The 21,265-nt window shown below is 36.6% G+C and carries 12 protein-coding genes and 1 tRNA gene; 1 reads left to right on the top strand and 12 read right to left on the bottom strand.

What is annotated here, in order from left to right; genetic code table 11:
* The coding region (locus tag H2O64_RS03240; RefSeq protein ID WP_317173813.1) for a Calx-beta domain-containing protein at window positions 1-6,403 on the bottom strand (6,403 nt) is incomplete at its 3' end.
* Window positions 6,404-6,420: 17 nt separating this feature from the next.
* Entirely contained in the window at window positions 6,421-7,269 is an 849-nt protein-coding gene (locus H2O64_RS03235) for a hypothetical protein (RefSeq protein ID WP_187560690.1), read from the bottom strand.
* Between the two features lie 283 nt (window positions 7,270-7,552).
* Between H2O64_RS03235 and H2O64_RS03230 the strand changes: the two genes are divergently transcribed.
* Window positions 7,553-9,139: a peptide chain release factor 3 gene (locus H2O64_RS03230; protein WP_187560689.1), complete on the top strand. Its 1,587-nt coding sequence runs from the start codon at window positions 7,553-7,555 to the stop codon at window positions 9,137-9,139.
* Between the two features lie 406 nt (window positions 9,140-9,545).
* Here H2O64_RS03230 and H2O64_RS03225 read toward each other — a convergent pair whose 3' ends face one another.
* The 10 genes from H2O64_RS03225 to H2O64_RS03180 all read right to left on the bottom strand — a co-directional run bounded on the left by H2O64_RS03225 (window position 9,546) and on the right by H2O64_RS03180 (window position 21,224).
* Complete coding sequence (locus tag H2O64_RS03225; RefSeq protein WP_187560688.1) at window positions 9,546-9,857, bottom strand: DUF3467 domain-containing protein; 312 nt, start codon at window positions 9,855-9,857, stop codon at window positions 9,546-9,548.
* Between the two features lie 3 nt (window positions 9,858-9,860).
* On the bottom strand, window positions 9,861-14,159 hold the full coding sequence (gene rpoC / locus H2O64_RS03220) for a DNA-directed RNA polymerase subunit beta' (RefSeq protein ID WP_187560687.1): 4,299 nt from the start codon (window positions 14,157-14,159) through the stop codon (window positions 9,861-9,863).
* A 68-nt stretch (window positions 14,160-14,227) separates the two neighbouring features.
* Window positions 14,228-18,037 carry a DNA-directed RNA polymerase subunit beta gene (gene rpoB, locus H2O64_RS03215; RefSeq protein ID WP_187560686.1) on the bottom strand — a complete coding sequence of 1,270 codons (3,810 nt, stop codon included), beginning with the start codon at window positions 18,035-18,037 and terminating at the stop codon, window positions 14,228-14,230.
* Window positions 18,038-18,161: 124 nt separating this feature from the next.
* Window positions 18,162-18,536 carry a 50S ribosomal protein L7/L12 gene (gene rplL, locus H2O64_RS03210; protein ID WP_187560685.1) on the bottom strand — a complete coding sequence of 125 codons (375 nt, stop codon included), beginning with the start codon at window positions 18,534-18,536 and terminating at the stop codon, window positions 18,162-18,164.
* A 64-nt stretch (window positions 18,537-18,600) separates the two neighbouring features.
* Window positions 18,601-19,122, bottom strand: coding sequence for a 50S ribosomal protein L10 (gene rplJ, locus H2O64_RS03205; RefSeq protein WP_187560684.1), 522 nt, complete (start codon window positions 19,120-19,122; stop codon window positions 18,601-18,603).
* A 14-nt stretch (window positions 19,123-19,136) separates the two neighbouring features.
* Window positions 19,137-19,832: a 50S ribosomal protein L1 gene (gene rplA / locus H2O64_RS03200; protein WP_187560683.1), complete on the bottom strand. Its 696-nt coding sequence runs from the start codon at window positions 19,830-19,832 to the stop codon at window positions 19,137-19,139.
* Between the two features lie 11 nt (window positions 19,833-19,843).
* Window positions 19,844-20,281: a 50S ribosomal protein L11 gene (gene rplK / locus H2O64_RS03195; RefSeq protein ID WP_187560682.1), complete on the bottom strand. Its 438-nt coding sequence runs from the start codon at window positions 20,279-20,281 to the stop codon at window positions 19,844-19,846.
* Between the two features lie 74 nt (window positions 20,282-20,355).
* Entirely contained in the window at window positions 20,356-20,907 is a 552-nt protein-coding gene (nusG, locus tag H2O64_RS03190) for a transcription termination/antitermination protein NusG (RefSeq protein ID WP_187560681.1), read from the bottom strand.
* A 24-nt stretch (window positions 20,908-20,931) separates the two neighbouring features.
* Window positions 20,932-21,135 carry a preprotein translocase subunit SecE gene (gene secE, locus H2O64_RS03185; RefSeq protein ID WP_187560680.1) on the bottom strand — a complete coding sequence of 68 codons (204 nt, stop codon included), beginning with the start codon at window positions 21,133-21,135 and terminating at the stop codon, window positions 20,932-20,934.
* 16 nt (window positions 21,136-21,151) lie between these two features.
* Window positions 21,152-21,224, bottom strand: a tRNA-Trp gene (locus H2O64_RS03180).
* Between the last annotated feature and the right edge of the window lie 41 nt (window positions 21,225-21,265).

The following is a 21,265-nucleotide window of genomic DNA, read 5'->3' as shown; positions in this document are numbered from 1 at the left end:
CCGAGACGCTTCCGCCGTCTTCTGCGATGGTTACATCACCAACGCTCATCGCTGGGGTGTCATTATCTGTGATCGTTACCGTTCCTGAATCTGTTGGATTGCTCGTGTTGCCACTAGCTACTGTTCCTGTAACTGTAAAGTCCTCGGTTGGTTCTCCAGTTGTATCATCAGTAATTGGAATACTAACGTTCACCGTTGTTTGTCCCGCTGGAATCGTAGCAGTAACGGTCGTCGTTGTATAATCATTTGGATTCGTTGCACTGTTATCAGTCGTCGTGATACTTACTACCGTATCAACACTACTTGGATTGTCAATGCTCACTGGTACCGAGACGCTTCCGCCGTCTTCTGCGATGGTTACATCACCAACACTCATCGCTGGGGTGTCATTATCTGTGATCGTTACCGTTCCTGAATCTGTTGGATTGCTCGTGTTGCCACTAGCTACTGTTCCAGTAACTGTAAAGTCCTCTGTTGGTTCTCCAACTACATCATCGGTAATTGGAATACTAACGTTCACTGTTGTTTGTCCTGCTGGAATCGTTGCAGTAACCGTCGTGGTTGTATAATCATTTGGATCGGTTGCACTGTTATCGGTTGTTGTGATACTTACTACCGTATCAACACTACTTGGATTGTCAATGCTCACTGGTACGGATGCACTTCCGCCGTCTTCTGCGATGGTTACATCACCAACGCTCATCGCTGGGGTATCATTATCTGTGATCGTTACCGTTCCTGAATCTGTTGGGTTGCTCGTGTTGCCACTAGCAACGCTACCTGTAACTGTAAAGTCTTCGGTTGGCTCTCCAACTACATCATCGGTAATTGGAATACTAACGTTCACGGTCGTTTGTCCTGCTGGAATGGTTGCAGTAACTGTGGTCGTGGTATAATCATTTGGATCAGTTGCAGAGTTATCAGTCGTCGTGATACTTACTACCGTATCTACACTGCTTGGATTGTCAATGCTCACTGGTACTGAGACGCTTCCGCCGTCTTCTGCGATGGTTACATCACCAACGCTCATCGCAACTAGCGCATTTACAGTTAGATTTGCATCTTGAGAATCTATAAGTATACATTCATTTTCAGAATGAGTTATAATTACTTGATAGTCATATCCGTTGTATGAACTTGGTATGTTTGTGAGTGTTAGTGTGTTTGAGTTGAAACCTGCATAGGTTGGATTTGTTCCTGCAACTGTAATATTTGTCCAAGTTGCTCCATTATCAGTACTTTCTTGCCATTGGTAAGTTATATTGGCTGAAGAATCTGTTGCTGGAGGCACTGTGTAATTTGGTGTACCAGTGGCAAACGTAGTTGTTGATTGTGCACTTGCTGCGGATGTAAAAGTAGTACTTCCACCGGCAAGTGTTGATTGACTTGTTGGCTCTGTTGTGATTGCAGCTTGTGTAGCTGTTGTTACGTTTGCGTTTGTTGCTTGCGGACTTCCTACATTGGTTGGAACTCCAGTTCCATCTACTGCTCCTTCATCATCATCCGCTAAATTATTACTAGAAGTTAAATTGGCAGCAGTGAAATTTGCTCCTCCCTCAATAGCATCTGCACAACCATCATTATCACTGTCTGCATCTAAGCTATCAACTAAACCGTCACCATCTGTATCTAGCGCTATACAGTAAGCAATGTTGTATATCTGTAAAGTTATATTTGAACCATTAGCTCCATTCTTACCAATAGTCAGAACAATTTGATCTACAGGTGACGTGATTGAGAATTCTACTGAATTGTTAGGTGCATTTGCGCCACCGTTTTGACTTCTTACTGCATTATTGCCTATGGTAAAGTAATTTCCTGCCGCAATATTGATATTGGTAATATTCGTCTGATTTACAAGTGTTTCCACTCCATTATGAAAAGCTTGAAATTGTACAATATCACCATTGTCCATTCCTCCTATTCTAAATGAAAGATTGGTCACTGCTGATGCAACTCCTGATCTGTTGAAATCCATGGTATAGATTCCGACATCACCATTTTGAAAATTTGTATTGTCTGGTTGAAGATTCACATAGTCACCGTCAGGGTTAATGGCTCCGTTATTTTGGATTTCTACTCCACTATTCCATGTTGCAGTTCCTTGTAATACATATGACAAATCTATATCTGTTCCGTTATATTCTGCTAAATCTGGCAATGAAGAACCTGAAAAATCTGTATTTAATGCATATCCTGGAGTATTGATCGCTGTTGGGTTTGGCGAACAGTCATTTTCAACAGTATCTAAAATACCATCATTGTCATTGTCTAAATCAACATCATCGTTTACACCATCATTATCAACATCACTAATAGTAGAAACAGCTAGGTTTGCGTTTTGTGAATCTATGAGTATACACGAGTTTTCACTATGAGTGACGATTAATTGATAAACATTTCCATTATATGAAATTGGTACGTTAGTTAATGTTAATGTATTTGTGTTGAATCCTGCATATGTTGGATTGGTTCCTGCAACTGTTATGTTAGTCCAAGTTGTTCCATTATTAGTACTTTCTTGCCATTGATATGCAATGTTTGCTGAAGAATCTGTTGCTGGAGGAACTGTATAATTTGGTGTTCCAGAAGCAAATGTTGTTGTTGATTGTGAACTTGCCGCCGCTGTAAAAGTAGCGTTTCCACCTACAATTATTAACTGTCCAGTTGGCTCTGTTGTAATTGCTGCTTGTGTAGCTGTTGTAACATTTGCATTTGTTGCTTGCGGACTTCCTGCATTGGTAGGAACTCCATTAGCTGCAACTGCACCTTCATCATCGTCTGCTAAGTTATTACTAGAAGTTAAATCTACAGTAGTGAAATTTGCAGCTCCTTCTAAAGCATCTGGACATCCGTCCCCATCACTATCAGTGTCTAAGAAATCAGGAATTGTATCTCCATCTGTATCTACTACTGGACAGGCATCGAATGACATTTCTACGGCATCAGATCCATTTCCATCAAGACCTTCTCCTGTAACTAGGAATGTTAGTGTTGTTACGCTACCATATATTTGGATACTTCCTGCCGCAGTACCAAACCCTGCAGCATCTGCATCTCCAGAAAGTACGATTGGTGTCCCTGTTCCTAGATTTTGATTAGGATCACGATAGAATTGTTTTGAGTTTACTATTAACTGATCATTTCCAGCTATTTTAGCCATGGATAAACCTGCGTTTTGCAGTGTCCATAATGACGAGTTTGATATGTAATTTCCTGAAGGCACTTGACTGTTTCCTCCTAGTCTGTCTATATGAATGATAGGGTTGTATACAGGTTGACTGTATGTTATTGTGATTGTTCCTACAACTCTGTCATCTGCAGCAGCGTTTAAAGATTCTGCCGTTGTATCCCATGTGAATAAAAATTGTAGCGAATTAGAACCTTCAACTGTGGCATCCGAAAAGAAAGAATTTGTGGTCATTGTACCATTTGGCACATAAGTCACTAATCCTCCTGCTGGAATTGTACTTCCAAAGGAAACTCCAACGGATCCTGCTGTATTAGCATACGGATTGCTTCCTGACCAAGCACCTGAAGTTATTGGTCTTGTTGCGCATACGTTTTCATTGTCATCAATGATTCCGTCATTATCATTGTCTATGTCTATATTGTCTACAACAGTGTCATTATCAGTATCTACAGTTGTAGAAGTTGAACATGTTGCTGGTGGTGTTACTGTAACATCTACTAATTGACATGCTCCGTCTGCATCATCTGTGATGGTAAATGTTATATCGCCTCCAGAGATTGCAAATGGACCAAATTGTTGAGGAGCAGCATACGAAACATTCGCACTTGTAATGTCGCCCGTTACACTGTATGTTGCTGCTAAAAGATTTCCATTAGGACTTATGTAGAATGTAAAGGTATCGTCTGAATCATCAAAAGGAGTTCCATTGTCATCACAAAATATTGATGACACAGAAGCACTTAACAATTCACATGTGTCACATGCGGCAGTATTTGCTGAATTTGTGACTGCTGGGTCTGTACCTGTGTATCCACCTTGTCCAGTTACTCTACCATTTGTAGCGTTTACTGAAATTGGAGCACTACCTAGTATTCCGTCATCGTCTCCGTCTGCATGTCCAGCTTCAAGTGTATCAAAACACATATCACCATCTGAATCAAGGTCTAATGAGTTTATGATTCCATCACCATCTTCATCTAAGTTATCACAGACACCATTTCCGTTTAATACACAATAGTTTGGATCACTATAATTTATAATACCATCGCCATCTACATCTCCCGAAGGATCATTGGATAAACAGCTAAAAGGATTGGTTACAATTGTATTTACTAAGAAATTATCTGTTTGTGAAAACGTAGTGGTATCTGTTGGCGATCCAAAAGTTCGGTTTATTACAATAACTCCATCAACTAATATTCGGTATGAATTCCCTTGTATACCATCTCCGAAGTTATCCGTAATGATGAATACATGATTTCCGTTTTCTGTAATGGTTACCGTTTGCGTTACTGTTACATTCCCTGTTCCGTATGTTCCTTGTGGCACTGAAAAAAGCGGTGTAACACCTCTGGCTAACGACCATCCAACTTCAGTTGAAAATTGATCTAAATCAATTTGAATTTCGACAATCGAATCAGGATTTAAAGTTAAAGGATCTGTTCCGCATAATTCTTGTGTATCTAAAATTCCGTCATTGTCATCATCTTCATCACAGTAATCTGCTACACCATCTGAATCGGTATCTACGTTTCCTGCAATAGATAAATCACAGAAATCTATATCACAGTTCGTTTGTTGCACTGTAGTTGTTGTAGTACATCCTGCAGTATCGTTATCAGTTATTGTAATTGTGTATAATGTATTGTTCGCCGAACCATCTTGCAAGCTAAAGCTTGTTGCAGTTCCATACGTTCCTGTTGTTGGTGTTATGGCACCTCCATTGTCAACAGACACTGTATACGTTGTGCCTATGTCTGTTCCTGTTGGGTTTAAATCAAAGCTTATAAAATCATCTGATCGAACGCGTGTTAAGTTATTGTTACACGTTTCATTTGTTTTTCCTGCGTCTGCTATGTTACAGTTTAGACATTCTATTGTAAAAGCAGTCGTAATTCCTGCATCAGTAACTACGCTACCCGCAGCACCTGATCGCGCTCCATTTCCTACCGGAACATTACCACTAGTTACAGCTGTTGTTGTAATTGCGGTTGAACTTATCACAAATCCTCCACCACCTGGACCACCATATTCTATAAAAACTGGTGATGCACCTGGTTGTGTTGTTGCATTTCCACCACGTGCAAATGCTCTTACTTGTGAATTAATTGAATTTGCCTGAACAACTATGTACCCAGCTCCACCGGCTCCACCTGTTACATTTGAAGCATCTCCAAAAAAGGAATATGTTCCTGAGTTAGGTCCGTCATCTCCATCACTAACAATATCTCTGTTAGAACCATTGGTAGTTATATTATTTGCAAGAACGATTACAATTCCACCACCGTTTCCAGTAGCTGGTGCCCATTCTGCTTCAGAACCTCCTGAAGCCCCCATGAATAATCGTAAGTTACTTGCCGCGTTAAAAACATTTCCTACAGCTGGTGCAGCAGTTCCTGAAATAGTAGCACCAGCTCCTCCACTGGTTCCTCCACCACCATATCCACCACCACCACCACCTGATCCAAGTGTGATGTCAGTAGAGTTTGCTCCATTACCTCCAACTCCTGCTCCTCCATCTGGTGCTCCTTGTGCGGCATTACAACCTCCGTGACCACCTCTACCAGTTCCACCAGATAATGGTGCTGCATTTCCAAAATCTCCACCGAAATAAACAGGATCTGTTCCCCAGTTCTCATCAGGTGTGTTTAATAATGCTGCTGATTCTCCACAGTTATCTACAGTGAAATCTCCAGTTGTAGCTCTTCCAAAGAAACCATCTCCAGATGCATTTATGTCTGCATTCATTGTAATATTATTATCACAAGCATCTATATAGACAACTCCTCCTGTACTTCCGTTCCATGGCTGTGCTGATACAGTACCTACGACCGTAACATCACTTGTATATTTTGCAATTCCGACTAACTGAACTCTTTCTGTTGCTGGTGTAAATGTTTTTGTTACAGCTATATCTATTGTTAGCGTAGTACCAACAATGTTGGTAATTTTTGCTAAGTGATAGTTTCCTGCTCCATTATCAGTTCCTCCTGTATTTCCACCACCACTGATACCTGTCATTTGGATAATCATTACAGGATCATTGATTGCTAATCCAGCACTACTTCCTACTGTAACACTTGTTCCGCTTATAGCAGAAACCGTGGTATATGAGTTTACTACTCCAGAAATGTTTTGTGCATTAGCGCTGAATAAAAATAGTAATGACACCACTAGTGTTACTAATATTTTTGATGTAATTTTTTTCATAGTCATGAAACTTTATTTTACAGATATGCAAGTTTAATACTTGAGGTAGTAACAGGGAAAGAAGTTATTCTGTATAACTCCTTTTTTTCACTGTTATAAATGTACCCAACAAGATTAATCTTGTGATTTATCAAGATTTGGTTGTTTTCAGTTTTGTTAGTCTTACCATTTTTACCATCGCAGGTATATACAACAGGAATTGTTGCTGATACTTTTGATTTTGCAGGCAAACTAAATGTTGCCCTTCCGTTACCAATGTAATTGAAGGTTATTTTTTGGTTTTTATTGAATGTGATTTTTATTTCTTCACCTGATTTTGGAAAGTTAACCAGATTCCCAGCGTCGAATTCTATTTCTGCACTGATAGGGTATTCATTTTTATTTTCAATATTGACAGTTAGATTGTCATTGAATTTTTGACAAACCGTAAAACGATTGCTAATTTCTGTGGTTACTTGAATGTAATTTTGCACATCTCTCACAACGTATACATATACAGGCAGCTTACGCATGTATCGCTCCCAACGCTTGTGCGCTTCATGTTTTTTGTCTCTGCTTGTTTCAATCGCTTTTTGCTCCATTGGATACAGCTCTTGATTTTCATAGACATGGCGTCTTAGCTTTGGAATACCCATTAAATGAGGCACTATTTTTTGAAAGGAAATAATTCCGTCAGCCGTAGTTTCGTCTAGTTTTAGATTTTGTACATCGTAGACATTTTTTTCTTGCGCATAAGAAATTTGCGTGTGCAGCATGGAAAGCCACAACGCAAGCATAAGGGAAACTCTTTTAAGAATAAATATAAAAATTAAGGCACTGTTTGAGAATTTACTTCTAAACAGTACATCAATAGTAATGTTGTTCATTCGAGTATTTTTAGGCTCTTTAAGAAAAATGACTGTTTTTTTCTTAACGTATTTTAACAAATGTAATCACTGATACATACATATATGTAGTAACAACAGTCAAAGGCTCTGTTTTTTCGATGAAAAACATTTTTTCTCGTTCAACTGTTTCTTTACTGTTTTTTAACAAAATCGCACTATTTCTGTTAAAATATTGCGATTTTTGCCTTAAAAGTTGTTCAAAACTTTATGAGTGTATTTGATTTAAAAGTGATATTTTTGACACCTATTTTAACTATTTCAAATGAGCATACAACAAGAGATAAATAAGCGAAGAACTTTTGGTATTATTTCTCACCCAGATGCAGGAAAGACAACACTTACTGAGAAATTATTACTTTTTGGTGGTGCAATTCAAGAAGCAGGCGCCGTTAAGAATAATAAAATTAAGAAAGGTGCTACCAGTGATTTTATGGAAATTGAACGTCAGAGAGGAATTTCTGTAGCAACGTCCGTATTAGCTTTTATTTATAAAGACAAGAAAATTAACATTTTAGATACGCCCGGACACAAGGATTTTGCAGAAGATACGTTTCGCACTTTAAGTGCTGTAGATAGTGTTATTGTAGTGATCGATGTCGCAAAAGGTGTGGAAGAGCAAACCGAAAAATTAGTTGCCGTTTGTCGCATGCGAAAGATTCCAATTATTGTTTTTATTAATAAATTGGATAGAGAAGGAAAAGATGCTTTTGATTTGTTAGATGAAGTAGAACAAAAATTAGGTTTGCGCGTTACGCCTTTGAGTTTCCCAATTGGTATGGGTTATGATTTTAAAGGTATTTATAATATTTGGGAAAAGAATATTAATTTATTTACAGCTGATAATAAACAAACAATCTCCAAAGCCATTCATTTTGAAGATGTTAACAACCCTGAACTTGAAAATTATATAGGCGATAGCACAGCAGAAACGTTGCGTGAAGAGCTAGAATTAGTCACCGAAGTGTATCCAAATTTTGACAGAGATGAATATTTAAAAGGTGAATTGCAACCTGTATTTTTTGGTTCTGCTTTGAATAATTTTGGTGTGAGAGAATTGCTCGATTGTTTTGTAGAAATTGCTCCAACTCCACGACCAAAAGATTCTGACACACGTTTGGTAGAACCTAATGAAGATGATTTTTCTGGTTTTGTTTTTAAGATTCATGCGAATATGGATCCTAAACATAGAGATAGACTTGCTTTTATAAAGATCGTTTCTGGAGTTTTTAAACGAAATACTCCGTACTTACATGTTCGGCTTGATAAGAACTTAAAATTTTCGAGTCCAAACGCCTTTTTTGCTGAGAAGAAACAAATTGTTGATGAGTCATTCCCTGGTGATATTGTAGGTTTACACGATACTGGAAATTTTAAAATTGGAGATACATTGACTGCTGGAGAAAAAATGAATTACAAAGGTGTTCCAAGTTTTTCACCTGAGCATTTTAGGTATATAAATAACGCTGACCCAATGAAATCCAAGCAGTTACAAAAAGGGATTAGTCAGTTGATGGATGAAGGAGTTGCGCAGTTATTTACGTTAGATTTGAATAATAGAAAGATTATAGGAACTGTTGGAGCACTTCAATATGAGGTAATTCAATATCGATTGGAGCATGAATATGGCGCAAAATGTTCGTATGAAAACTTAAATGTTCATAAAGCGTGTTGGGTTGAAGTTGACAACAAAAAAGATCCTGCATTTTTAGATTTTAAACGTGTAAAACAGAAATTTTTAGCACGTGATAAAGAGAATAAAATGGTCTTTTTGGCTGATTCTTCTTTTTCATTACAAATGACACAACAGAAATATCCGAATATTAAATTCCACTTTACAAGTGAGTTTTAGTTAATTTAAAGATTTTAGACCGCTTCGCTTTTAGAATATAGAATAAAGACTTGATGCTTACTATTTGATAAACAGATGTAATTTTCAAAGAACAAATAGATTTTACTATCTTCTTAAAAACATTTAATCGGACAGTACTAATTAAAAAATTAAATTATTAATAAATTAAAGAGCATTCTCTTTTTAGAAATTTAAGCAAAATAATTATTTTAAAGCTTTTTAAGCGATTTACACAAAAAAGACATCCAAATGCATGGATGTCTTTTTTGTAGGTATTAAATCGTATGTGAAAAAGCCTGATTTTAATTAAAAATAATTAAAATCTATTTATTTTATATTTACAATAGATTTTTTAAATATTGCTAGAAATAAAAAAACCTCAATTCGAAAATTGAGGTTTTTTAGTTTATGCTTCTCCTGTCGGTCCAAAGTTCATTGGAATTGTAGGATGTTCAAATTCTTTAATTTGTCCATGAGCTTTTTCAAAGCGTTGTATGTTTTCACCTAATGCCTTCATTAATCGTTTTGCATGTTGTGGTGTTAATACAATTCTAGATTTTACTTTTGCCTTTGGTCGCCCAGGCATAATGTTTACAAAATCTACTACAAATTCTGAAGCGGAATGATTGATGATTGCTAAGTTGGAATAAATTCCTTCTGCAATTGCATCATCCAACTCTATGTTGATTTGCTTTTCGTTTGCTTTGTCGTTGTTCATGTATTAAAAGTTTATTTCATGCTTGGCAGCCATGATTTCGTTGTATTCTTCTTTCGAACCTACAATGATATCATCGTACTTACGCATTCCTGTTCCTGCTGGAATTCTATGTCCAACAATTACATTTTCTTTTAATCCTTCAAGTGAATCAATCTTACCACTTACAGCTGCTTCGTTCAGTACTTTTGTTGTTTCCTGGAATGATGCTGCTGAGATGAATGATTTCGTCTGTAATGAAGCTCTTGTAATACCTTGTAAGATTGGTGTTGCCGTTGCCGGAACAATATCTCTTGCAGATACTAATTGTTTATCAGCTCTTCTTAACACAGAGTTTTCATCTCTCAATTCTCTTGGAGAAAGGATTTGCCCTGGCTTGAAGTTTTCTGAGTCACCTGCGTCTTCAACTACTTTTTGACCGTAAAGATTGTCATTCTCTCTAATGAAATCAGACTTGTGTATTAATTGGTTTTCTAAGAAGATTGTATCTCCTGGATCTCCAATTCTTACTTTACGCATCATTTGACGAACGATTACTTCAAAGTGCTTATCATTAATTTTTACTCCTTGTAAACGATATACTTCTTGTACTTCATTTACTAAGTACTGCTGTACTGCAGAAGGTCCTTTAATGTTTAAGATGTCATTTGGCGTAATAGAACCATCCGAAAGTGGCATTCCTGCTCTTACGTAATCATTTTCTTGTACTAAAATTTGATTTGAAAGTTTTACTAAATATTTTCTTACGTCTTCAAATTTAGACTCTACAATGATTTCACGGTTACCTCTTTTGATTTTACCAAAAGAAACTACACCATCAATCTCAGACACTACTGCTGGATTAGAAGGGTTACGCGCTTCAAATAATTCTGTTACACGTGGTAAACCTCCTGTAATATCTCCAGATTTAGCAGACTTACGAGGTATTTTAACTAAAATTTTACCAACTTTAATCTTTTCATTGTCATCTACCATTAAGTGAGAACCTACTGGTAAGTTGTATGAACGTTGTACTTCTCCTTTAGTATTTAAAATTTGAAGTGTTGGAATTAATTTTTTATTTCTTGATTCAGAAATTACTTTTTCTTGGAATCCTGTTTGCTCATCAATTTCTACTTGGAAAGTAACACCTTGTTCGATGTTTTCATATTGAATTTTTCCAGCAAATTCAGAGATAATTACACCGTTATATGGATCCCACTGACAAATAGGATCATTTTTAGCGATAGTGTCTCCACTTTTCACGAAAATTGCTGACCCATAAGGAATGTTATTTGTACTTAAGGTAATACCTGTTTTCTTGTCGTATACTTTAATTTCAGATGTACGAGAAATTACGATATCAACCATTTCGCCTTGCGCATTCTCTCCAAGAACTGTTTTTAGTTCTTCGATTTCAGCTACACCGCCAAATTTAGCACGTAATTGGTTTTCTTCAGAAATATTACTTGCTGTTCCTCCCATGTGGAATGTACGTAGTGTTAACTGTGTACCAGGTTCTCCAATAGATTGTGCAGCAACAACTCCTACAGCTTCTCCAATTTGAACCATTTTATTTGTAGAGAGATTTCTTCCGTAACATTTTGCACAAATACCTTTTTGCGCTTCACATGCTAATGGAGATCTTACTTCTACTGATTCTACTGGTGAGTCTTCTATAGTTTGAGCAATTTCTTCTGAAATTTCTTGTCCGGCCGCTACTAAAACTTCTTCTGTTAATGGATTGTATACATTTTGCAATGCAACTCTACCAAGAATACGTTCTTTTAATGGCTCAACAACATCTTCATTTTTCTTTAATGCTTTTACTTCAACACCTCTTAATGTTTCACAATCATGAATGTTCACAATTACATCTTGAGATACATCTACTAAACGACGTGTTAAGTATCCTGCATCGGCAGTTTTTAATGCGGTATCGGCAAGACCTTTACGTGCACCGTGTGTAGAGATAAAGTATTCTAAGATCGATAATCCTTCTTTAAAGTTAGAAAGAATCGGGTTTTCAATAATTTCTCCACCACCGGCAGTCGATTTTTTCGGTTTCGCCATTAATCCACGCATACCTGTTAACTGACGTATTTGTTCTTTAGAACCACGGGCTCCAGAATCAAGCATCATATACACAGAGTTAAATCCTTGTTGATCTTCACTAATGTGCTTCATAGACAACTCCGTAAGGTTTGCATTCGTTGTTGTCCATCTGTCAATTACTTGGTTGTAACGTTCGTTGTTGGTAATTAATCCCATGTTATAACTCATGGTAATTTTATCAACTTCTTTGTTCGCATTGTCAATTAACGATTGCTTTTCTTTTGGAATGATAATATCTCCTAAACTGAATGATAATCCACCTCTAAAGGCAAATCCGTATCCAAGATTCTTGATTTCATCTAAGAAGTTTGCTGTCGTAGGAATATCGGTAACTCTTAAGATATCACCAATAATATTACGCAACGATTTTTTCGTTAATACTTCATTGATATAACCAGCTTGCGCAGGCACTTTTTCGTTGAAAAGTACACGTCCAACAGTTGTTTCAATGATTTGAGGAACTAATTTCCCTTCTTCATTAAAGTCCATGGTTCTAATTTTCATAGAAGCATTCAACTCTATCTGCTTTTCATTGTACGCCATTATTACTTCTTCAGCAGAGTAAAATGTTAACCCTTCTCCTTTGATTTTACGATCTGGAGTAGATTTACGCAACTTTGTCATATAGTATAAACCAAGTACCATATCCTGAGAAGGTACTGTAATTGGTGAACCATTTGCTGGATTCAGAATGTTGTGAGAAGCTAACATTAGTAGTTGTGCTTCTAAGATTGCTTCTGGTCCTAATGGTAAGTGAACTGCCATTTGATCCCCATCAAAATCGGCGTTGAATGCCGTACATACTAATGGGTGTAACTGAATTGCTTTTCCTTCAATCAGTTTAGGCTGGAACGCTTGTATACCAAGTCTGTGCAGCGTAGGCGCACGGTTTAGTAATACTGGATGACCTTTAATAACGTTGTCAAGAATATCCCAAACTACTGGTTCTTTCTTGTCTATAATTTTCTTTGCAGATTTTACAGTTTTTACAATTCCTCTTTCAATTAGTTTTCTAATTACGAAAGGCTTGTAAAGTTCCGCTGCCATATTTTTAGGCAATCCACATTCGAATAATTTTAATTCTGGACCTACAACAATTACCGAACGAGCAGAATAATCCACACGTTTTCCAAGTAAGTTTTGACGGAAACGTCCTTGCTTACCTTTTAAGGAATCTGATAATGATTTTAATGGTCTGTTAGAATCCGTTTTTACAGCTGATGATTTACGCGTGTTATCGAATAATGAATCTACAGATTCTTGAAGCATACGCTTCTCGTTACGTAAGATTACTTCAGGAGCTTTGATCTCCATTAATCTTTTTAAACGATTGTTTCTGATAATTACTCTACGGTATAAATCATTTAAATCAGACGTTGCAAAACGACCACCATCTAATGGTACTAACGGACGTAATTCTGGTGGAATTACAGGAACAACTTTCATGATCATCCATTCTGGATGGTTTTCACGATTTTTGTTCGCATCACGTAAAGCTTCAACCACTTGTAAACGCTTTAACGCTTCCGTTTTACGTTGTTTTGATGTTTCGTTGTTTGCTTTGTGTCTTAAGTCGAATGATAATTGATCTAAGTCTATTCTTGACAATAGTTCAATTAAACATTCAGCACCCATTTTAGCGATAAACTTGTTAGGGTCAGTATCGTCTAGGTATAGGTTTTCTTGTGGAAGAGATTCTAAGATATTTAGGTATTCTTCTTCCGTAAGGAAATCCATTTTTTGAACTGGCTCACCAGCTTCATTTTTAGCTTCACCTGGCTGAATTACTACATAACGTTCGTAGTAAATGATCATATCTAATTTCTTAGACGGCAACCCTAAAAGGTATCCTATTTTGTTTGGTAACGAACGGAAATACCATATATGTGCAACAGGCACAACTAAGTTGATATGTCCAACTCTATCTCTACGTACTTTTTTTTCTGTTACTTCAACACCACATCGATCACAAACGATTCCTTTGTAACGAATTCTCTTGTATTTACCACAAGCACATTCGTAATCCTTTACAGGTCCAAAGATACGTTCACAGAAAAGTCCGTCACGCTCAGGTTTGTGTGTACGATAGTTGATTGTTTCAGGTTTTAGCACTTCACCTTTTGACGCTGCTAATATAGACTCTGGAGAGGCTAAACCTATTGAGATTTTATTAAATCTCTTTACAGTATTCTTATCTTTATTTCTTGCCATACTAATGGTTGATAATGAATTATGTGTACTTATAGCCGTGCAACTTTACGCTACACGGCATTTAATATTTATTCTTCTAATCTAATGTCTAATCCAAGACCTTTCAATTCATGCATTAATACATTGAATGATTCAGGTAATCCTGGTTCTGGCATTGGTTCACCTTTTACGATTGCTTCGTATGTTTTAGCTCTACCAATTACATCATCAGATTTTACAGTCAGTATTTCTCTTAGTGTACTAGATGCACCATACGCTTCTAATGCCCAAACTTCCATTTCTCCAAAACGTTGTCCTCCAAATTGCGCTTTACCACCTAATGGTTGTTGCGTAATTAATGAGTACGGTCCTATTGAACGTGCGTGCATTTTATCATCTACCATGTGTCCTAGTTTCAGCATGTAAATAATACCTACTGTTGCTGGTTGATCGAAACGTTCTCCTGTTCCACCATCGTAAAGGTATGTATGTCCAAATCTTGGAACACCCGCTTCATCAGTGATTTCATTAATTTGATCTAATGAAGCCCCATCAAAGATTGGCGTTGCATATTTTTTATCTAGTTTTTCTCCTGCCCATCCTAATACCGTTTCATAAATCTGACCGATATTCATACGAGAAGGTACTCCTAATGGATTCAATACAATATCAACTGGTGTACCGTCTTCTAAGAAAGGCATATCTTCCTGACGTACGATACGTGCTACAATACCTTTGTTTCCGTGACGACCTGCCATTTTATCACCTACTTTTAGTTTACGCTTTTTAGCGATATACACTTTTGCAAGTTTTAAAATTCCTGCTGGTAATTCATCTCCAACGGATATTGTAAATTTATCTCTTCTTAATGCTCCTTGAAGGTCATTAAGTTTGATTTTATAGTTGTGTACTAAATCTGCAATAGCAGTGTTTGTATCATCATCAGTAGTCCAAGTTCCTCCTGTTAAATGCGCGTAATCTTCAACAGCGTTTAACATTTTTAAGGTAAACTTTTTCCCTTTTGGTAATACTTCTTCTCCAAGATCATTTTGAACTCCTTGAGAGGTTTTACCATTCACAAGTGTAAATAACTTATCAATTAGTACTTCTCTTAGTTCTCCAAATTTAACCGTGTATTCAAGTTCTAAAGTTGCGATTTCCTCTTTATCTTTAGCTCTTTTACGCTTGTCTTTGATTGCTCTTGCGAATAATTTTTTATTAATTACAACTCCGTGTAATGATGGAGATGCTTTTAATGAAGCATCTTTTACATCACCTGCTTTGTCTCCGAAGATTGCACGTAATAATTTTTCTTCTGGTGTTGGATCTGATTCTCCTTTTGGAGTAATTTTACCAATTAGAATGTCGCCAGGTTTTACTTCAGCTCCAACTCTAATCATTCCATTTTCATCTAAATCTTTTGTAGCTTCTTCTGAAACGTTTGGAATGTCATTGGTTAATTCTTCAGCTCCTAATTTTGTATCTCTAACATCCATTGAATATTCATCAATGTGAATAGATGTGAAAATATCTTCACGAACTACTTTTTCAGAGATTACAATTGCATCCTCAAAGTTATATCCTTTCCAAGGCATGAAGGCAACCTTCATGTTTCGTCCAAGTGCTAGTTCACCTTTTTGAGTTGCATATCCTTCACAAAGTACTTGTCCTTTTTTAACTCTATCACCTTTTCTTACGATTGGCTTTAGGTTAATAGATGTACTTTGATTCGTTTTACGGAATTTGATTAAGTTGTATGTTTTTGAGTCTCCATCAAAACTTACTAACTTTTCTTCATCTGTACGATCGTACTTGATTGTAATTTTATTTGCATCTACATATTCAGCCAATCCATCGCCTTCAGCATTTATCAATACTCTAGAATCAGAAGCTACTTGGCGCTCTAATCCTGTTCCTACGATTGGAGATTGTGGACGTAATAATGGTACTGCTTGACGCATCATGTTTGATCCCATCAATGCACGGTTGGCATCATCATGTTCCAAGAAAGGAATTAACGATGCAGAGATTGATGCAATTTGATTTGGTGCAACATCCGTATAATCGATTTCTGATGGAGATACTACTGGAAAATCTCCTTCTTCACGCGCAATTACTTTTTCAACACTGATGGTACCGTCTTCAGTTGTTGGAATGTTTGCTTGTGAAATTTTCATTCCTTCTTCTTCTTCAGCACTTAAGTATGCAAACTTATGGATATCAACTTTTCCATTCTCTACCTTACGATACGGAGTTTCTAAGAATCCCATAGAGTTTACTTTCGCAAATACTCCAAGAGAAGATATCAATCCAATGTTTGGACCTTCTGGTGTTTCAATAGGACATAAACGTCCGTAGTGTGTATAGTGAACATCACGTACTTCGAAACCTGCTCTTTCTCTTGAAAGTCCTCCAGGTCCTAAAGCCGATAGACGACGCTTGTGTGTGATTTCTGCTAATGGATTTGTTTGATCCATAAACTGAGACAACTGATTCGTTCCGAAGAATGAATTAATTACAGATGATAAGGTTTTAGCATTAATCAAATCGATTGGTGTAAATACCTCGTTATCTCTAACGTTCATACGCTCACGGATTGTTCTTGCCATACGTGCAAGTCCAACACCGAATTGTTGTGCTAATTGTTCTCCTACTGTACGAACACGTCTGTTAGATAAGTGATCAATATCATCAATTTCTGCTTTAGAGTTGATTAACTCAATTAAGTATTTGATGATCGTAATGATATCTTCCTTCGTTAAGACTTGCTTATCCATATCGATATTCAATCCTAACTTTTTGTTCATACGGTAACGACCTACTCCACCAAGATTATATCTTTGGTCAGAGAAAAATAGTTTATCGATAATACCACGTGCTGTTTCCTCATCTGGCGGCTCAGCATTACGTAATTGACGATAAATATGCTCTACGGCTTCTTTTTCAGAGTTCGTAGGATCTTTTTGTAATGTATTATGGATAATCGCGTAATCACCAGCTTGGTTTTCTTCTTTATGTAAAAGAACAGTTTTTACACCAGCTTCCACGATTTCTTCTATGTGTTCTTTTTCTAAAACAGTATCTCTATCAAGAACGATTTCATTACGCTCAATAGATACTACTTCTCCTGTATCTTCATCTACGAAGTCTTCATGCCATGTATTTAATACACGTGCAGCTAACTTGCGACCTAATACTTTTTTAAGTCCACTTTTAGAAACTTTCACTTCTTCAGCAAGGTCAAATATCTCAAGGATATCTTTATCACTTTCAAATCCGATAGCTCTAAATAGTGTTGTTACAGGTAGTTTTTTCTTTCTATCAATATATGCATACATTACACTATTGATATCAGTAGCAAATTCTATCCATGATCCTTTAAAAGGAATTACTCTGGCAGAATATAACTTAGTTCCATTTGCATGGAAAGATTGTCCAAAAAATACTCCTGGAGAACGGTGTAATTGAGAAACTACTACACGTTCAGCTCCATTGATACAGAACGTTCCACTTGGAGTCATGTAAGGAATGGTTCCTAAATATACATCTTGTACAATGGTTTCAAAGTCTTCATGCTCTGGATCTGTACAATATAGTTTTAAACGTGCTTTTAATGGCACACTATATGTTAATCCTCTTTCAATACATTCTTGAATATTGTATCTAGGTGGGTCGACGAAGTAATCAAGAAATTCTAATACGAATTGATTACGGGTGTCTGTAATTGGAAAGTTTTCTTGGAAGGTGTTGTATAATCCTTCTTCACCACGCTCTTCCGATTTCGTCTCTAATTGAAAGAAATCTTGGAATGACTTAATCTGAATATCTAGGAAATCTGGATAATCAGGTGTATGTTTTGCCGAGGCGAAATTTAATCTTTCAGTCTGATTTGTGAACATCAATGGACAGTATTATGATTAAAATAAAATAAAATAAAACGTATTCACGCTTATATACACAAAAGGGTTTAGGTCTTAGGGATACTCCCAAAGACCTAAACCAAGTTTTTATAGCTTGGTAAGCTTACTTAAGCTCAACCTCTGCTCCTGCTTCTTCTAAAGATGCTTTAAGACCTTCAGCCTCATCTTTAGTTACTGCTTCTTTTACTGCAGCTGGTGCTGAATCAACAATTGCTTTAGCTTCTTTAAGACCTAAACCAGTTAATTCTTTTACTAACTTAACTACTGCTAATTTAGAACCACCAGCAGCTTTTAAGATAACGTCAAACTCAGTTTGCTCGTCAGCTTCGTCTCCTCCACCTGCAGGACCTGCAGCAACTGCTACAGCAGCAGCAGCTGGCTCAATACCGTGCTCATCTTTTAATATACCTGCTAATTCGTTAACTTCTTTTACTGTAAGGTTAACTAATTGTTCTGCGAATTCTTTTAAATCTGCCATTTTCTATCGTTTTAAAATAATGTTTTTGTTAAATATTTGTTTTATTAAGTGCGTACTTTTTGTATTATCTTTCAGATAATGTTTTGATGATACCAGCTAATTTACCACCTCCAGATTGAAGCGCTGAAACAACGTTCTTAGCAGGAGATTGTAATAATCCGATGATTTCTCCAATAAGTTCTTCTCTAGATTTGATATCAACTAAGACATCTAATTGCTCATTTCCTACATAAACCGCAGACTCAATAAAGGCACCTTTTAATAGTGGCTTTTCAGATTTTCTTTTCTTTCTGAAGTCTTTGATTAATTTCGCAGGAGCGTTCCCTGTTTCTGAAAGCATTAGTGAAGTGTTCCCTTTTAATACATCAGGAAGTTCTCCAAAATCTTTTTCAGAAGCTTCCATTGCTTTTGCAAGCAATGTGTTCTTTATTACTGCAAGTTTAATATCACTTTTGAAACATGCTCTTCTTAATTCTGATGTAGCATCAGCGTTTAATCCAGAGATATCTGTTAAGTAAATATTTGTATTTTCAGCTAACTGTGCAGTTAATCCTTCTATTACTACTAATTTTTCTTCTTTAGTCATGATAAAGATGTTTTTTAACTACCAATTGTTTTCGGGTCAACAGCAATACTTGGGCTCATTGTACTTGACATAAAAATACTTTTTACGTATGTACCTTTCGCCGCAGTTGGCTTTAACTTCATTAATGTTTGTAATAATTCATCTGCATTCCCTTGAATTTTGTCTGCAGAGAATGAAGACTTTCCTATTGCTGCGTGTACAATACCAGTTTTATCAACTTTAAAGTCAATTTTACCAGCTTTTACTTCTGTCACAGCTTTAGCAACGTCCATAGTTACAGTACCAGTCTTTGGGTTTGGCATTAATCCTCTTGGCCCTAATATTCTACCTAAAGGTCCTAATTTACCCATTACACTTGGCATAGTGATGATTACATCAACATCTGTCCATCCTCCTTTAATTTTCTGAAGGTATTCATCTAACCCAACATAGTCAGCTCCTGCTTCTGATGCTTCAGCTTCTTTGTCTGGAGTTACTAATGCTAAAACTTTTACGTCTTTACCTGTTCCGTGAGGTAATGTTACAACACCTCTTACCATTTGATTAGCTTTACGTGGATCAACACCTAATCTTACAGCAAGATCAACAGACGCATCAAATTTTACATTTGTTATTTCTTTCACTAAGCTTGAAGCTTCTGCGACAGAATACATTTTGTTTCTGTCAACTTTAGCTAAAGCTTCTTTATGTTTTTTTGTTACTCGTCCCATTTTTCTTAGATTTAAAAAGGTTTATCACCAGATACTGTTAATCCCATAGATCTTGCAGTTCCTGCAACCATACTCATTGCTGACTCAGCAGTAAACGCATTTAAGTCTACCATTTTGTCTTCAGCAATTGCTCTTACTTGTTCCCAAGTTACGCTTGCTACCTTTTTACGGTTTGGTTCTCCTGATCCTTTTTTAATCTTTGCCGCTTCCATCAGCTGAACTGCTGCTGGTGCTGTTTTCACTACAAAGTCAAAAGACTTGTCTTTGTATACAGAAATAACAACTGGTACTACTTTCCCTTGTTTATCTTGTGTTCTAGCATTAAACTGCTTACAGAACTCCATGATATTAACTCCGGCAGCACCTAAAGCGGGTCCAACCGGTGGCGACGGATTCGCTGCACCTCCCCTAACTTGTAGTTTAACTACTTTACTTAATTCTTTTGCCATTTTCTTGTTTTAAATTGTGCAACACTTTTTGTTTGGAAGCTAAAAGCGTTACGTGTATATATAATGTGTAACAATTATATTTTCTCTACTTGCATGTAACTTAGCTCTAAAGGTGTTTTTCTTCCGAAAATTTTCACCATTACTTCTAACTTACGTTTTTCTTCATTGATCTTTTCAACAGTTCCATTGAAACCATTAAAAGGACCGTCAATTACTTTTATAGTTTGTCCTATTGTAAATGGAATTGCAACATTATCAGTTTTCACTGCTAGCTCATCCACTTTACCAAGCATTCTATTCACTTCTGATTGTCTTAATGGAACAGGATCTCCTCCTTTTACTTCCCCTAAGAAACCTATTACATTGGTAACTGATTTTATTACATGCGTTACTTCTCCTGCTATATTTGCTTTAATCATAATATAACCTGGAAAGTAAACTCTTTCTTTGTTTACTTTTTTACCATTACGAATCTGAATTACCTTTTCCGTTGGAACTAAAACTTCTTCTACATAATCTTCAAGTCCTAGCCTAGTAATTTCACTTTCTATATAAGCTTTTACTTTATTCTCCTGCCCACTGACAGCTCTCACAACATACCATTTCTTTACATTAGAATCCGCCATAATAAGTATAATTTTTGAGAGTGATTAATTTTTACCTAATACTACATCGTACACATAACCTAACGACTCTGAAAAGACTGTATCGACTCCCCAAATTGCTATGGAGAATATAATTGAGAAAACAGCAACAACAATTGTTAAACGCTGTGCTTCTGGCCAAGTTGTCCAAGTAACATTGGTTCTCAACTCCTCGAAAGATTCTTTTATATAATTTACTATACCAGCCATATTGTGATTTTATTAGCACGGGTTGAGAGGCTCGAACTCCCGACACCTGGTTTTGGAGACCAGTGCTCTACCAACTGAGCTAAACCCGTATTTTATAAAAGGCGCCCCGAAAAACGGGACACCTCTACTA

This window comes from Kordia aestuariivivens (genome assembly GCF_014397005.1).
GTDB classification, from domain to species: domain Bacteria; phylum Bacteroidota; class Bacteroidia; order Flavobacteriales; family Flavobacteriaceae; genus Kordia; species Kordia aestuariivivens.
Note: the sequence above shows the minus strand (reverse complement) of the source record. Positions and strands in the feature narration are given on the sequence as shown.

What these genes read in the sequence shown, in the direction of transcription:
- H2O64_RS03235 (WP_187560690.1), bottom strand. Translation starts at nt 7,269, where the DNA reads ATGAACAACATTACTATTGATGTACTGTTTAGAAGTAAATTCTCAAAC.
- H2O64_RS03230 (WP_187560689.1), top strand. Translation starts at nt 7,553, where the DNA reads ATGAGCATACAACAAGAGATAAATAAGCGAAGAACTTTTGGTATTATT.
- H2O64_RS03225 (WP_187560688.1), bottom strand. Translation starts at nt 9,857, where the DNA reads ATGAACAACGACAAAGCAAACGAAAAGCAAATCAACATAGAGTTGGAT.
- rpoC (WP_187560687.1), bottom strand. Translation starts at nt 14,159, where the DNA reads ATGGCAAGAAATAAAGATAAGAATACTGTAAAGAGATTTAATAAAATC.
- rpoB (WP_187560686.1), bottom strand. Translation starts at nt 18,037, where the DNA reads ATGTTCACAAATCAGACTGAAAGATTAAATTTCGCCTCGGCAAAACAT.
- rplL (WP_187560685.1), bottom strand. Translation starts at nt 18,536, where the DNA reads ATGGCAGATTTAAAAGAATTCGCAGAACAATTAGTTAACCTTACAGTA.
- rplJ (WP_187560684.1), bottom strand. Translation starts at nt 19,122, where the DNA reads ATGACTAAAGAAGAAAAATTAGTAGTAATAGAAGGATTAACTGCACAG.
- rplA (WP_187560683.1), bottom strand. Translation starts at nt 19,832, where the DNA reads ATGGGACGAGTAACAAAAAAACATAAAGAAGCTTTAGCTAAAGTTGAC.
- rplK (WP_187560682.1), bottom strand. Translation starts at nt 20,281, where the DNA reads ATGGCAAAAGAATTAAGTAAAGTAGTTAAACTACAAGTTAGGGGAGGT.
- nusG (WP_187560681.1), bottom strand. Translation starts at nt 20,907, where the DNA reads ATGGCGGATTCTAATGTAAAGAAATGGTATGTTGTGAGAGCTGTCAGT.
- secE (WP_187560680.1), bottom strand. Translation starts at nt 21,135, where the DNA reads ATGGCTGGTATAGTAAATTATATAAAAGAATCTTTCGAGGAGTTGAGA.